The 15221-nt window shown below is 63.0% G+C and carries 11 protein-coding genes; 6 read left to right on the top strand and 5 right to left on the bottom strand.

The window, feature by feature from the left end:
* Positions 1 to 33: 33 nt before the first annotated feature.
* Positions 34 to 2247: a phosphoribosylformylglycinamidine synthase subunit PurL gene (gene purL, locus HMPREF9696_RS08015; protein ID WP_002712472.1), complete on the top strand. Its 2214-nt coding sequence runs from the start codon at positions 34 to 36 to the stop codon at positions 2245 to 2247.
* A gap of 82 nt (positions 2248 to 2329) precedes the next feature.
* On the opposite strand, the gene HMPREF9696_RS08010 is transcribed toward purL, so the two are convergent.
* Positions 2330 to 2686, bottom strand: a complete 357-nt coding sequence (locus tag HMPREF9696_RS08010; protein ID WP_040301891.1) for a DUF427 domain-containing protein — start codon at positions 2684 to 2686, stop codon at positions 2330 to 2332.
* A 154-nt stretch (positions 2687 to 2840) separates the two neighbouring features.
* Between HMPREF9696_RS08010 and HMPREF9696_RS08005 the strand changes: the two genes are divergently transcribed.
* Entirely contained in the window at positions 2841 to 3077 is a 237-nt protein-coding gene (locus HMPREF9696_RS08005) for a BolA family protein (RefSeq protein ID WP_002712470.1), read from the top strand.
* A gap of 20 nt (positions 3078 to 3097) precedes the next feature.
* The gene (locus tag HMPREF9696_RS08000) at positions 3098 to 4270 is read left to right on the top strand and encodes a low temperature requirement protein A (protein WP_002712469.1); all 1173 of its coding nucleotides are present in this window, start codon (positions 3098 to 3100) and stop codon (positions 4268 to 4270) included.
* Here the strand turns inward: HMPREF9696_RS08000 and egtD are convergent.
* Positions 4267 to 5238 carry an L-histidine N(alpha)-methyltransferase gene (gene egtD, locus HMPREF9696_RS07995; RefSeq protein WP_002712468.1) on the bottom strand — a complete coding sequence of 324 codons (972 nt, stop codon included), beginning with the start codon at positions 5236 to 5238 and terminating at the stop codon, positions 4267 to 4269. The genes HMPREF9696_RS08000 and egtD overlap by 4 nt on opposite strands.
* Positions 5239 to 5260: 22 nt before the next feature.
* A complete protein-coding gene (gene egtB, locus HMPREF9696_RS07990; protein WP_002712467.1) occupies positions 5261 to 6520 on the bottom strand; it encodes an ergothioneine biosynthesis protein EgtB in 1260 nt (419 codons plus the stop codon).
* Positions 6521 to 6829: 309 nt separating this feature from the next.
* On the opposite strand from egtB, the gene grxD reads away from it, so the two are divergent.
* Together grxD and HMPREF9696_RS07980 are read left to right on the top strand one after the other, a co-directional pair.
* Positions 6830 to 7165, top strand: a complete 336-nt coding sequence (gene grxD / locus HMPREF9696_RS07985; protein WP_002712466.1) for a Grx4 family monothiol glutaredoxin — start codon at positions 6830 to 6832, stop codon at positions 7163 to 7165.
* 168 nt (positions 7166 to 7333) lie between these two features.
* Positions 7334 to 8623, top strand: coding sequence for a serine hydrolase domain-containing protein (locus HMPREF9696_RS07980; RefSeq protein ID WP_002712465.1), 1290 nt, complete (start codon positions 7334 to 7336; stop codon positions 8621 to 8623).
* 1 nt (position 8624) lies between these two features.
* Here the strand turns inward: HMPREF9696_RS07980 and HMPREF9696_RS07975 are convergent, their stop codons facing one another.
* On the bottom strand, positions 8625 to 9692 hold the full coding sequence (locus HMPREF9696_RS07975; RefSeq protein ID WP_002712464.1) for a threonine aldolase family protein: 1068 nt from the start codon (positions 9690 to 9692) through the stop codon (positions 8625 to 8627).
* A 221-nt stretch (positions 9693 to 9913) separates the two neighbouring features.
* Here HMPREF9696_RS07975 and HMPREF9696_RS07970 point away from each other — a divergent pair, with 221 nt between their 5' ends.
* Entirely contained in the window at positions 9914 to 11155 is a 1242-nt protein-coding gene (locus tag HMPREF9696_RS07970; protein ID WP_002712463.1) for a serine hydrolase domain-containing protein, read from the top strand.
* Between the two features lies 1 nt (position 11156).
* On the opposite strand, the gene HMPREF9696_RS07965 is transcribed toward HMPREF9696_RS07970, so the two are convergent.
* A complete protein-coding gene (locus HMPREF9696_RS07965) occupies positions 11157 to 15086 on the bottom strand; it encodes an autotransporter outer membrane beta-barrel domain-containing protein (RefSeq protein ID WP_002712462.1) in 3930 nt (1309 codons plus the stop codon).
* Between the last annotated feature and the right edge of the window lie 135 nt (positions 15087 to 15221).

Genomic DNA, 15221 nt, shown 5'->3' with positions numbered 1-15221 from the left:
TCAGACCGCATTTTCAGCCGGAGCGACGTCGCCTTGACGATCAGGAACGAACCCCAGATCACCCCCGAACTCGTCGCCCAGCACGGCCTCAAGCCGGACGAGTACGAGCGCATTCTGAAGCTGATCGGGCGCGTACCGACATTTACGGAACTCGGCATCTTCTCGGCAATGTGGAACGAGCATTGCTCCTACAAGTCTTCGCGCATCCATCTGCGCGGCCTGCCGACCAAGGCGCCGTGGGTGATCCAAGGGCCGGGCGAGAACGCAGGCGTGATCGACATTGGCGACGGGCTTGCCGTGGTCTTCAAAATGGAGAGCCACAACCATCCGAGCTACATCGAGCCGTATCAGGGCGCGACCACCGGCGTCGGCGGCATCCTGCGGGACGTCTTCACCATGGGCGCGCGCCCCATCGCCTGCCTCAACGCCCTGAGTTTCGGTGACCCGAAGCATCCGAAGACGCGCCATCTTGTGTCCGGCGTGGTCGCGGGCGTCGGTGGCTACGGCAACTCTTTTGGTGTTCCGACCGTCGGCGGCCAGACCCGTTTCCACACGCGCTATGACGGCAACATCCTCGTCAACGCCATGGCTGTGGGTCTCGCCGAAAGCGACAAGATTTTCTACGCAGCAGCAAGCGGCGTGAACATGCCGATCGTCTATCTCGGCTCGAAAACCGGCCGCGACGGCATTCACGGCGCGACCATGGCCTCGGCGGAGTTCGACGACGACAGCGAGGAAAAGCGCCCGACCGTGCAGGTCGGCGATCCGTTCGCGGAAAAGCTGCTGCTGGAAGCCTGCCTCGAAATCATGGAGGCGGATTGCGTGATCGCGATTCAGGACATGGGCGCGGCGGGTCTCACATGCTCGGCCGTCGAGATGGGCGCGAAGGGCGATCTGGGCGTCGAACTGCATCTGGATTCAGTGCCGACGCGCGAAACCGGCATGAGCGCCTACGAGATGATGCTCTCGGAGTCACAAGAGCGCATGCTGATGGTGCTCAAGCCCGAGAAAGAAAAGCAGGCCGAAGCGATCTTCAAGAAGTGGGGGCTGGACTTCGCCATCGTCGGCTACACCACGCCGACGCAGCGTTTCGTGGTCAAGCACGGCGGCGATGTGATGGCCGATCTGCCGATCAAGGAACTGGAATCGGAAGCGCCGCTCTATGACCGGCCGCATGTGCCGTCGCCGCAACTGCCGGTGATCCATGCGCGCGACGTCAAGGCGCCGGTGTCGATCACCGAAGCTCTGTCAAAGCTGATCGCGACGCCGGAACTGTGCTCGAAGCGCTGGGTGTGGGAGCAGTACGATCATGTAATTGGCGGCAACACCCTGCAGCGCCCCGGCGGCGATGCGGCGGTGGTGCGCGTTCTGGAGGGGCCGAAGGGCCTCGCGCTGACCTGCGATGTCACGCCGCGCTATTGCGAGGCCGATCCGTTCGAGGGCGGCAAGCAGGCGGTGGCCGAGGCATGGCGCAACATCACGGCGGTGGGCGGCAAGCCGCTCGCTATCACCGACAATCTCAATTTCGGCAATCCGGAGCGGCCCGAAATCATGGGCCAGTTCGTCGGCTGCCTGAAGGGCATTGCGGAAGCCTGCCGCACATTGGATTTCCCGGTCGTGTCGGGCAACGTCTCGCTCTACAACGAAACCAACGGACGCGGCATTCTGCCGACGCCGTCCATCGGCGGCGTGGGCCTGCTCGACGATTTTACCAAATCCGCGACGCTCGCCTTCAAGGCCGAAAATGAAGCGATCCTGCTGATCGGCGACACGCAGGGCTGGCTCGGCCAGTCGGTCTATCTGCGTGACATCTGCGGCAAGGAAGAAGGCGCGCCGCCCCCGGTCGATCTCGCCATCGAGAAGCGCAACGGCGACGTGGTGCGCGGCATGATCAAGGGCGGCACGGCAACGGCTGTACATGACGTCTCCGATGGCGGCCTGCTGGTGGCGCTCACAGAAATGGCGATGGCCAGCGGCATCGGCGCGATCCTTGATGCGCCGCCGGACGAGATTGTCCCGCACGCGCATTGGTTCGGCGAGGATCAGGCCCGCTATGTCGTGACCGTGCAGGAAGAACATCTGCTGCCGGTGTTGAGCAAGCTCAAGGCAGTAGGCGTGCCGTGCCATGTGATCGGCAAGACCGGCGGCGAGACCATCGCGATCGAAGGCGAAACGCCGGTGGCGATTGCGTCGCTCAAGGCGGGTCACGAGAACTGGCTGCCAGCCTACATGGCGGGAAAGAACTGAGCGCCGCCGCTGTCTTTTGAGATTTTCCGTCATAGCCGGGACGACGCCCGGCCATGACGAACCGGCTGATGAGACGGTGTCCTCAAATCTCCTCGATGGTCACCTTGTCGGGATAGAACGCCAGATGCCCGGCGATCTCCTTCACCGCGTCATAGGGCGTCTCGTAGGTCCAGATCGCGTTGTCCAGCGTCCTGCCGCCGGAGACGATGCTGAAATAGCTCGCATCGCCCTTGTAGGGACAATAGGTGCTGTGGTCGGTCCGCTTCAGCAGGGCAGGGTTCGCGTCTTCGCGCGGGATGTACTGGACTGGCCGATAGTTTGCCTCCCGGAGTGTCAGGGCATGGCTGGTTTCGGCGACGACTTCGCCATTGGCGCTGACCCGGACCCGTTTCGGGTTCGGAGCGATGGTGATCGGGTGGTCCGGGTCCGGGATTTTCATGCGAACGTTCATAACGAAACTCCTGTTGAAGTCACAATATAGGGGTGATGCGGCGCAATGCTCGCGTGACGGCGCGGGTTGCACGGGATAGAATCAGGCATATTTCGTGCATTCCGTGAGCCGGGAATGGCTCAACACGAGGAGATTCAACGACATGCCTATGGACGCGCGGGACATCGAAACGATGATCAAGGCTGCGTTGCCCGACGCGAAGGTGGAAATCCGCGATCTCGCCGGTGATGGTGATCACTACGCCGCCACCGTCATTTCGGAGGCATTTCGCGGCAAGTCACGGGTCCAGCAGCACCAGATCGTCTACCAGTCGCTGAAGGGTCAGATGGGCGGCGTCCTGCACGCGCTGGCGCTGCAGACCGGCGTTCCAGAATCCTGAGCGGACAGAGCGGGGGCAGGGTGTCGGGAAACGGAAGCCTGCTGCGGACACGGGCACCGCACCAGCATCATCGCGTGACTTATGTCGAATTGTTCTTCGACCTCGTGTTCGTTTTCGCCATCACACAGATTTCCCATACGCTGCTGGCGCATTTCACGCCGCTCGGCATTCTGCAGACCACGATCCTGTTCCTGGCGGTGTGGTGGGTCTGGATTTACACCTCCTGGATCACCAACTGGCTCGATCCGGAGCGCACGCCTGTCCGCGTGATGCTGTTCGGCCTGATGATCGCCGGACTGCTGCTCTCGACCTCCATTCCCAAGGCCTTTGAAAGCCGGGGGCTCGCGTTTGCGGTGGCCTTCGTGGTCATGCAGGTCGGCCGGTCGTTCTATACCTACTGTTCGATCCCCAGATCGCAGCCCGGCTGGCGGATGAATTTGCTGCGCATCACCTGCTGGCTGGCTTGCAGCGGCGTGTTCTGGATCGCGGGCGGACTTGCGGATGGCCAGACCAGGCTGATGCTGTGGATCGTCGCTGTGGTGATCGAATACTGCGGACCGCTGTTCCGGTTCTGGTTTCCGGGTCTTGGCGCGACGCCCTATGCGGACTGGGATGTCGAAGGCGGCCACATGGCCGAGCGGTGCGGGCTGTTCATCATCATCGCGCTCGGTGAATCCATTGTGGTGACCGGCGCGACGTTCGCGTCAGCCGCATGGACTGCGCCAACCATTGCTGGCTTCGTTGTCGCGCTGATCGGCAGCATCGCAATGTGGTGGGTGTATTTCCACATCGGCGCCGAGGCGGGAGCCGAGCAGATTTCACATTCCGAGGAGACCGGACGCCTGGCGCGTCTCGCCTACACCTATCTGCACCTGCCGATTGTCGCGGGCATTGTGGTGTCCGCAGTGGGCGACGAGCTTCTATTGGCGCATCCGGACGGGCACGCCGACGCCAAGACCATCCTCAGCATGATTGGCGGGCCGTTGTTGTTCCTGATCGGCACCATCCTGTTCAAGCGCAGCATCCGGGGAATTTTCCAGCTTTCACATCTGGCCGGCATCGGTCTGTTGATCGTGCTGATCCCGTTCGCGCACTCGCTGTCGCCGTTGATGCTGTCAACGGCGACGACGATCGTCATGCTGATCGTCGCGGCGTGGGAAGCGATCTCGCTGGGATCGTCGGCCGAGGCCTAGGCGTTCGCCACAAGGGCGTGCACGGAGAACATCCCGTCGGGATCGGTCCACGATGCGCGGGGAGCCCATCCCGAGTTGCGCGCAAGCGCGGCGAACCGCTCGATGCTGTACTTGTAGCTGCTCTCGGTGTGGATCGTTTCGCCCATCCGGAACGTCGCGGTGTGATCCATCACCCGGACGGTCTGCGGCTTGCGGCTGATGAGGTGCATCTCGATGCGGTGGCGATCCCGGTTGTAGATCGCGCTGTGCTCGAATCCGCTGAGATCGACATCGCCGCCGAGTTCACGGTTGATTCGCGCCAGCACATTGAGGTTGAATCGGCCGGTCACGCCCGCCGCATCGTTGTAGGCGTCATAAAGGACACGCTCGTCCTTCTCCAGATCGACACCGACGATCATGGTCGCGCCATCGCCGAGAATGGCGCGCGCGCTGCGCAGGAAGGCGCTGGCTTCATGCGGATCGAAATTGCCGATGGTCGATCCCGGGAAGAAGCCGACCTTCGGCATGTCCTTCACTTCTTCGGGCAACGCGAACGGCTTGGTGAAGTCGGCAGTTACGGGGTAAACCGCAAGATCGGGAAAATCCGTCCGCAGGGCGCTGGCCTGCCCGTTGAGGAAATCGCCGGAAATGTCCACCGGCACGTAGGCCTTGAACGAGCATTCCTGCAGCAGCAGACGCACTTTCGTGGTCGCGCCGGCACCGAATTCCACCAGCGCCGCGTCCGGCGGAATGGCCGCCGCAATATCCTCGCCGCGATCGCGCAGAATACGCAACTCGGTGCGGGTCGGGTAGTATTCCGGCAGCAGCGTGATCTGCTCGAACAGCTTTGAACCAGTCTCGTCGTAGAAGTATTTCGGCGACAGCTTCTTGGGCCGCTGCGACAACCCCGCGATCACGTCCTGCGCGAACGAATGATCCACCTGGCCGGAAGCCGGACCTTTGGCCCGTGCGTTGACATGCACATTCATGACGATCTCTTAGGTTCAGGGTTCAATCGGCGTAGTCGGCGAGCCGCAGCCCGGTGAACTGCCAGCGATGGTGCGGATAGAAGAAGTTGCGATAGGTGACGCGGCTGTGATTGTCCGGTGTCGCGAGCGAGGAGCCGCGCAGCACAAGCTGATTGACCATGAACTTGCCGTTGTATTCGCCGAGTGCGCCCTCAATGGCGCGATAGCCGGGGTAGGGTGAATACGAACTGCGGGTCCACTGCCAGACGATGCCGAAAGCGTCGTTCAGATGGCCGGCGCGGGCGGCGACCTCCCATTCCATCTCGGTGGGCAAATGCTTGCCGCTCCAGCGCGCGAAGGCGTCGGCCTCGTAGTAGCTGACATGAGAGACGGGCGCGGACGGGTCGATCGGCTGCAGGCCGCCCAGCGTCATGACTTGCCATTCATCGTCGATCTTGCGCCAGTGGCCGGGCGCCTCCCAGCCCTCGCGCTCGGCGTTGGCGAAGCCGTCCATCAGCCAGAGGGTGGCTTTCCGGTAGCCGCCGTCCTGCATAAAGGCGAGCCATTCTGCGTTGGTAACGAGATTGCGGGCCAGTCTCACCGGGCCGACCAATGCGCGGTGCGCCGGCTCCTCGTTATCGAAGTGGAATGAATTGTCGGTGTGGCCGATGGTGTGGATGCCTTCCATCAGTGTCACCCATGCGTCGCCCGTGCGGGTCGACGCGGGAAACCGCCAGCCGGGCTGATAGGCTGGCGGGATCGGGTTCTGGGCGAAGGCATGCAGGATGTCGGTCAGCATCAATTCCTGATGCTGCTGCTCATGGTTCAGCCCGACCTCGATCAGCGGTTCGACCTTCTCGAGAGTCATGGCGTCAGCCGAAGCGAAAAATGCCGCAACTGCGGCATCGACATGCTTGCGATAGGCCGTCACCTCATCCGCGCCGGGGCGGGTGAGGTGGCCTCGCTGGGCGCGGGCGTGACGCGGCCCGGCGCTGACGTAATAGGAGTTGAACAGGTAGGCGTAGTCCGGATGGTAAGGCTTGTAGCCCGGGACGTTTTCGCCGAGCAGGAATTGCTCCCAGAACCAGGTGACGTGCGCCCGGTGCCACTTGGCGGGGCTGGCGTCGGGCATGGACTGGATCAACTGGTCCTCGGGGGACAGCGGGGCGGCCCGCCGCTCGGTCTCGTCGCGGACGGCTTGAAAGGCTTTCAGCAACCTCGCGGCCTGCTGGTCTCGGGATTCGGGATTGAACGCGGAGGGACTCGGGACGCGGGCGTCTGGCTGGGAGGCTGGTTTCGTCACAAGAATCTCCGGTTGAGGGGAGAACGATGCTTCTCGGGATCGGTTCCGCAGTACGGATGCTCTAAATAGGGCGGCGCGCGCAGGATAAAAGGCATCGCCGGCTATGAAATCCATACGCTGCGGAGGGGGCGATTGTTTCGGTCACCAGCGATGGTAGGTCCGGTTTTGCCGGTTTCGGGGGTTGCATGGCACCTTTTCCGCGATTTGATTGGGATGCGGACCCGTTCCGGGCTACATATATGGCAAGAACGGCAGGCAGTTGGGAGAGTCCCGGCCCCGCCGCAGGCCCAGGATTTCCAAGGACGCGACATGAGCATCGAACAATTCATCGACAATGAAGTGAAGTCCAACGACGTCGTGCTGTTCATGAAGGGCACGCCGCAGTTTCCGCAGTGCGGGTTCTCGGGCCAGGTGGTCCAGATCCTCGATCACGTCGGCATCGCCTACAAGGGCCTGAACGTCCTCGAGTCGGGCGAGCTGCGCGACGGCATCAAGATCTATTCAAACTGGCCGACCATTCCACAGCTCTATGTGAAGGGCGAGTTCGTCGGCGGCTGCGACATTATCCGCGAGATGTTCCAGGCCGGCGAACTGCAGCAGTTGTTCGCCGACAAGGGCGTCGCCGTTCAGCAGCCCGCGGGCTGAGGCATTTCGCTGTGGCTCATCGGGCCGCGTGGCCCGATGGCTTGCGTAATGAATTGATTCCTCCCAGGTCCGGATTTTCACCGGAGTGAACCTGGGAGGAATTTTTATGTTCATGGCGCTGAACCACGGGCTTGTCTGTTGTATCTTGCGGCGAGTGGAGGAGCCGACATGATGAGATCGTCGGGCATGCGGGTTTTGCTTCCGGCGCTGATCGCCGTGGCCATGGCAAGCGCGGTAAGCGCTGAAGGCGCGATGCGGGTCTATCCGCCGAAAGCCGTTCTGTCTCCGCAACGGCTGGAGCGCATCACCGACTTTTTCAACGCCGAGGTCACGAACGGCAAGATCGCCGGTGCGATCGTTCTGATCCACCGCCATGGCAAGCAGGCCTATTTCAAGTCCTTCGGCAAGACCGATGTGACCACCGGCGAGCCGATGACGCCGGCAGCGATCTTCCGGATTTTCTCGATGACCAAGCCGGTCACGAGCGTTGCGGCGATGCTGCTGGTGGACGATGGCAAGCTGAAGCTGGACGACCCGGTGTCCAAATACATTCCGGCATTCGCCGACTCCAAGGTCGGCGTGGAGATCAAGGCGGAGAACGGCGATTCCACGCTCAAGCTGGTGCCGCTGGAGCGCCCGGTTACGATCGAGGATCTGATGCGGCAGTCAGCCGGCATTCCCTATGGCTTCTATGGCAATAGCCTTGTGCGCACCGCCTACAAGAACGCCGATATCTATGCCGAGGGGACCGACAACGCCGCGGTGGCCGAGAAGATCGCGCGCCTGCCATTGGCCGAACAGCCCGGCACATTGTGGGACTACGGCCACTCGATGGATGTGCTCGCCCGCGTGATCGAAGTGATTTCCGGAAAGTCTCTCTATGCCTTCGAGAAGGAGCGGCTGTTCGATCCGCTCGGCATGAAGGATACCTCGTACTACGTTGCCGACCCCTCGCAGTATCGCCGCATCGCCGAGCCGCTGCCAGCCGACAGCAATTTCAGGACCGGGAATTCCCGCGATCCCCGTAAATCCTATAAATGGGAGCCGGGGACCAGCGGATTGCTCACGACCATCGGAGATTATAGCCGGCTGACGCAGATGCTGCTCAATGGCGGCGAGCTTGATGGCAAGCGATACCTCAAGCCGGAAACATTTGCGACCATGACCGCCAATCATATCGCGCCGGCAACGGGCGTGAAGCGCGGCGCCTACTACTTCCCCGGCGACGGCTTCGGGTACGGGCTGGGTTTCGGTGTCCGCACCGAGCCGGGGAATGCCACGCCGCCACCACCGGGCTCGCTCGGTGAAATCAAATGGGATGGCGCGGGCGGCACCTATTTCTGGGTGGATCGTGCGCAGGACATGTATGTCATCCTGATGATGCAGTCGCCATCCGAGCGCGGCCGTATCCAGCCCGCGCTGAAGGCGATGGTGTACGACGCGCTGGAAGCGGACTAGATCAGGCCCTTGCTGCGATCTCCCGGATTGCCGAGACCGTCTCGTCGATCATCGCCTCTGTGACATCGAGATGGGTGCAGGCACGGATGCGATGGTCCAGCGCCCCGGTCAGGATGCCGCGTGCGCGCAGTTCGCCGATCATGCGGTTCGTGGTGACGCCGGTGCCTGACGGATCGAAGAAGATCAGGTTGGTTTCGGGCTGGTTGACGGCGATGCCGGGAATTTGCGCGAGCCCGCGTGCGAGTGCGCGGGCATTGGCGTGGTCGTCCGCGAGCCGCTCAACATGATGATCGAGCGCATAGAGACATGCTGCCGCGCAAATGCCGCTCTGGCGCATCGCGCCGCCGAGCCGTTGTTTCCAGCGCCAGACTTCGTCGATGAAATCGTCCGTGCCCGCGATGACCGCGCCGATCGGCGCGCCGAGCCCCTTGCTGAAGTCGATCCAGACCGAGTCCCAGCCCTCAGCCATATCCCGCGCCGAAATGCCGGTGGCGACGCAGGCATTCATCAGCCGTGCTCCGTCCATATGCGTGATGAGGCCTTGCGTGCGCGCAATTGCTGTGATGGCGTCAAGGTTCGGCTTCTTCCAGATGGTGCCGCCGCCGATATTCGCCGTCTGCTCCACGGTGACGACGCGCTGCGGCGCCGAATAACGCGAGGCGGGCTGGATCGCCGCGCGGAATGTTTCCGGCGAGAAGATTCCATTCTCGCCGGGAAGCGGCGTGATCTGAAATCCGCCGAGCGCGGCATGCGCGCCGCCTTCGCGGGTCAGCACATGGGCAGAGGGATGCGCAAGGATTTCATCGCCCGGACGGCAATGGACCAGCGTCGCGGCCAAATTGCACATGGTGCCGGAGGGCAGGAATACCGCGGCGTCCTTGCCGAGCAGGTCCGCGACGCGCGCGCACAGTGCGAGGGTCGTGGGGTCATCGCCGATCTGCTCGTCGCCGACGTCCGCGCGCGCCATGGCCTCGCGCATGCCCTGTGTCGGCCGCGTCTGGGTGTCCGACATCAGGTTGATGCGCACCGGCGGGAGCTTCGGATCGGGTGGGGGCGGAGTCATTCTCATGGAAAAATCCTGCGGCATCATGTTTGCGCCGTGTCACGGTTTATTCAAAAATGGATCGGCGGTCTAATGGAAGTCACGAATTCAACCGGCCTGTCCGTAAGGATGATTGCATTGAGGACGCCAGCCGTTAGGCTCGCAGCCCGATATCCGATTTTCGTATGAGGCTGGCTTTGCATTTTTCTTGTCTTGCGCGCGGGACCTTTCGTTTTCTTGCGATCTCCATGTTTCAAGTGGCCTTGGCGGGCTGTCTCGCCATGCAGGCATCGGCAGGTACCATCGGAAAGACGGCGCCGGAGGCCGCGGGTTTCTCGCGCGAGCGGCTCGCCCGCATCACCGAATACTTCAACAACGAGGTTGCGACCAAGAAAATCCCCGGCGCCCTTGTGCTGATCCAGCGCAAGGGGCGCCCCGCCTATTACGAATCTTTCGGCGTGCGCAATGTCGCGACCAAGGCACCGATGACGCCGGACACCATCTTCACGCTGTTCTCGATGACCAAGCCGATCACCTCGGTGGCTGCGCTGATGCTTGTGGAGCAGGGCAAGCTCTCGCTCGACGATGAGGTGGGGCAGTACGTCAAGGGCTTCTACAAGATCAAGGTGGGCGAGGAGAAGCCCGGTCCTGACGGGAAGCCGGAACTGAATCTGGTCGAGCCGAAGCGGCCGATCCTGATTCACGATCTGCTGCGGCAGTCGGCGGGCATTCCTTACGCTTCGCTGTCCTACGGCGTGGTCAAAAAGCCTTACGAAGAGGCCGACCTGATGTCGGGGAAATTCACCAATGCTGAGGTCGCCGACAAGATCGCCGAGCTGCCGCTCATCAGCCAGCCCGGCGAATACTGGACCTACGGCCACGCGACCGATGTGCTCGGGCGGGTGATCGAGGTGGTATCGGGCAAATCGCTCTATCAGTTCGAGAAGGAAAACCTGCTCGATCCGCTGGGCATGACAAACACCACGTTCTTCATCACCGAACCGGAGCGCAAGGCACTGTTCGCCGAACCGTTCCAGACCAAATGGGACAAGCTCGACCGCGATCCGCGCGTCGTCACCAAATGGGAATCCGGCGGTGGCGGCATGGTCTCGTCGATGGCTGACTATGCGCGCTTCGTCCAGATGCTGCTCAACCACGGTGAACTGAACGGCAAGCGCATCCTTTCGCGCAAGACCGTGGACTTCATGACCGCAAATCACATTGGCGAGGCGGCGGGGATCAAACCGTGGGCGTATTACTTCCCCGGGGCAGGGTATGGTTTCGGTCTCGGCGTCGCGGTGCGGACCGATGCCGGCATTAGCCACTGGGCCGGAACGGTCGGCGAGTATGAGTGGAGCGGCGGCAGCGGAACGTACTTCCTTGTCGATCCGAAGGAAGAGATGTTCGCGATCCTGATGATCCAGTCGCCGTCGCAGCGCGGACGAATTCAGTCCGCGCTCAAAAGCATGATCTACGGCGCGCTCAAGTAAGCTAGAACCTGACGGCGAGGTTCGCCTTGAGCGCGTGGGCGTTGGCGCCGGATGCGATACGTCCGGTGTAGAGCAGTGCGAGCAGGGTGTTGCGATAGACCATCGCATCCAGTCCTGCCTCGACCAGAAGCGCATCCCTTGCAATCGGAACGCCGGCAATCGCGAACGGCGTGGGGCTGGTGGCGAACGCCATCAGCGAGACGGGGGTCGCGCCGTCATAGGCATGCTGCCAGCCGAGCGAGCCGCGCGCCGTCATGGCCCATGGGCCGATGGCGGGGATCGGCGCCTGCGCGCGAACGCCGAGGGTCGAATAAGTCGCAGACGTCGTCGTCTGCGCCACAGTGAGGGCGGCAGGGCCGCCGGTTTCGGTGAAGCGGTCGCTCCGCACCGACACGTAGGCCAGGTTCGCGAACGCTTCGGCATTCACCCAGCTCTTTACGACGTTGTAAGCGGCTTCACCGAAGACCTGCGACGTGCTCGCGCCATAGCTTGCGGTGGCGGTGTCGGCGAAGCCGGGGAAGGCGATGGTGCGCGTGGTCGAGATGTCATGGTGCGAATAGGACGCGCCGGTGCGGAAGGCGATGTCGCTGATGCGCCCGCCGCCATAGGCCGCGATATGAAAGGTGTCGATGGTGCCTGATGAGGCCCGTGCATCGACCCGGGCATCGCTGCGCCCGCCGCCGGCGGCGACACCGAAGCGCCAGTTGTGATTGAGAGTGACGTCGACGCCGCCGATCGCGCCGCCAGTGGTTGCGCGCAGGGTGGCGGCGTTCCCGTCGCTGTTGAGGTGGGTCCAGTTGCCATAGCCCTGCACCCATGCGCCATAGATCGGCGCGATAACGGGAGGTGGGGCCTTGACCGGCCACTTCGGCCCGCCCTTCATCCTGCGCGTCTTCTTCGCGTAGGCGAGCGCGGCTTCATCTTCGTCCGCAAAGCCGGTGGCGAAGGTGCCGGTCCAGCCCTGCGCGCTGTCCAGCCGCTGCCGCCCGAGGATCGCGTCGCGGACCAGCGCGCTTTCATCCAGCATCAGCGAATGCAGGCTGGGATGAATTTCGCCCGACAGGCTGTCGAACGCGGCGCGGGCCTGATCGGGCGTCAGCATCAGCGCGGCCGCGACGATCGGGTTGGCCATGCCGAGCGCGGCGAGGCCGCCGCCCGCCGAGATCTGGTTCGGCGTGATGCCGACACTGGCGAAGTCGATGCTGTTGCGCACCAGCGTCAGGTAGACGTTGTTGGGATCGTAGGTCAGCGTCGGATCGAGGAATGCGAAGTTCGAGGTGACGCCGGTAAAGGTGCCGGTGCGCGCGCCCGAGGAGGTCAGGATCGTATAGATCGTGGTGGGATCGTAGGCGCCCATTCCCGCGACGACACGAACCGTGCCGCCGTTGATGGTCGCCGTGCCCGTGACATTGATCAGGTCCGACTGGCCTGCGGCGTTGACTTCGACGTTATAGAATGACCCCGCATTCTGCACGTAGGGTCCGTTGACGTTCAGCGTGCCGATGGAATTGCCGGGAGCGATGGTGCCGTTCACGGTGGTCTGCCCGACCGTGCCCGTTCCGCCAAGCGTGCCGTTAGCGTTTACAATCGTGGCGCTGTTCGACAGGTTGCCGTTGACCGCGAGAAGGCCGTCATTGACCGTGGTCGTGCCGGTATAGGCAGCGTTATTGGCGGTCATCGTGAACGAGCCGGTGCCCTGCTTGATGAAGCTGCCGCTGCCCGTGATGAAGCCCTGGAAGGTGCGGTCGAGATTGTTGCCGAAGGTCAGCGAGCCGGTGCCGATGGCCGCCGTGCCGGGGCCGCTGAATGCGCCGACAGTTTGGCTGAAGCCGCCAAGGTCGAATGTCGCGCCACCAAAGATAAAGAGGCTGCCGGTCGAGGCGAGGCGGTTGCTGGCGCCGAGGCGCAACGTGCCCTGCGAGACGGAGGTGCCGCCGGTGTAGGTGTTCGCAGCCGCCAGCGTGACCGTTCCCGCGCCCATCTTGTCGACGCTGCCGGTGCCCGAAATCAGGTTGCTGAAGGTGAAGGAGTTGGAACGGTTGAAGGCAAGGATCGAGTTGTTGACGATGTTGCCGGTAGTCGACCCCGTGGTGCCGCCTGCGCCGATATTCAGCGTGCCGGACGAGATCGTGGTGCCTCCGGTGAATGTATTCGCACCTGTCAGGCTCAGTGTATTGCTGCCCGCCTTTTCAAACGTGCCGCTGCCGGATATCACGCCGGCATAGGTCGCGGACGACGAGAGATTGACGATCATCGCGCCGTTGTTTGTCACGTTGCCGGAGATGAGGCCGGTCGTGCCGCCATTGCCGAACTGCGCTGTTGCGCCGGCCGAGATGTTGGTCGTGCCGGTGTAGGTGTTATTGCCGCTGAGGATTGTCTTGCCGGCAACAAAGTTGACGGTGCCGGGGCCGGTGCCTTGAATGCCTGGCGCGAAGACGTAGTTGTTCGATGTGTGATTGAAATTGATTGTGCCGGTTGCGCCGGTGGCAAAGACAACGCTTGTCGCATTGAGCGTGCCCGCGGCGGCTGCGGGGCTGGCTGCGGCCGCGCCGATGTTCAGCGTCCCCTGACTGCCCGCGGCGCCGCCGAGGACGACCGAGCCGCCGGTTGAGTTGACGTTGACCGAGCCGCCGTCGGCGATGGTCAACGTTCCGTTGCTGGTGGACGCGCTGCCGATCGCGAGGCCCTGCGGCTGGGAGCCGGGGACATTCGGCATATCCGTAATCGTCCAGACCGATCCGGCGCCCGTGACAAGTGCGTTGCCGGTGCCGCTGGCGCCCAGAACGGTGTAGCCGGTATTCAGCGCGCCGCCGCTGCTGACAGTGATGTTGCCCGTCGTGCCTGAATTGTAGGCGACATAGACATCATAAGGCGTGGTGAACGATGAATTCGTGCCGGTGACAGTCAGCGAGCCGGTCGAGTTGGCCGAGATGCCCATGCGAAGCTGCATGAATTGACCGTTGGTCGTGGTCGCACCGTCCTTGATCGTGACCTTGCCGCCGTCCGATACGGTGAGCGTACTTGTGCTGTTGGCCTTGCTGCCGAGGCCGACCACGCCCTGCGACGAGCCAGCGGAATTGCCCACAATATCCCACTGAGAGCCCGCGCCGGTCACGGTGGCGCTGCCGCCGAGAGATACGGTGGGAACGATGGTGAAGGAGCTGGTCGTTGTGACTTTCGCGCCGCTGGAGATGTTCAAAGCGCCTGCGCCGCTGGTGCCGATGTTCGTGGTGCCGGTGCTCCAGGTCGTTCCGGCTCCGGCGATGTTCGCGGTGCCGTTACCGCTTGCGTTGGTTCCAATGGAGACGGATCCGCTTGTACCGGTCGATCCGCCATTCAGATTGAATGTACCGGTGCCTCGCTCACCGATTGTCATCGACCCCAGGCTTGCTGTGGCGTTGGTGACGGTAAGGGTGCCGTTGGCGGTGGAGGAGAAGTAGCCGAGGACCGTTTGGCCGGTTGTGATCGAAGCCCCGTTCTGGATCGTGACCTGACCGAGGGTGTTCACATCGGCGGCGACATAGAGCTGTCCCGGATTGAACTGGGTGCCGGCGCCGGAAACGGTGATCGTGCCGGACGAGTTCGCGCTGTCGGCCACCGATCCGAGGCCAGTCGCCGAAACGATGCTGCCGCCGGAAATGTTGAGCGTGCCCGAGCCCAGCAGGCCGACATAGATGGTGCCGGTGGTGGCGAGGCCGCCGCTGGTGACATTGAGCGTCCCGCTCTGTCCCGCGGTGCTGCCCAGGGTCACCGTGCCGGAGACAGCCCCCGGCGCATTGATCGTTGCGGGATTTGGCGTGGCGGCATTGTTGATGTTGACCGCCGTGCCTGAACCGGGAATAGCCGCCGGATTCCAGTTGCCGGTCGTGAACCAGTCCGCCGAAACCGTGCCAAGCCAGTCCGCGGCTTCGGCCGGGGTGATGCTGAACATGGCCGTCGAGGCCAGAAGAACACAACGAAACCGTCTCGCCGGCGCGGGTTTCCCAGCGCCATGCACGCCACCAACTGACTTTGCCACCGCCGCCCCGCTTCCCCAGAACAACAGCCGGACCGTGCCAAAATCCGA

Origin of the sequence: Afipia clevelandensis ATCC 49720 (genome assembly GCF_000336555.1) — a bacterium.
GTDB lineage: Bacteria > Pseudomonadota > Alphaproteobacteria > Rhizobiales > Xanthobacteraceae > Afipia > Afipia clevelandensis.
The sequence above is the reverse complement of the archived record's forward strand: the minus strand, read 5'-3'. Positions and strand labels throughout refer to the sequence as shown.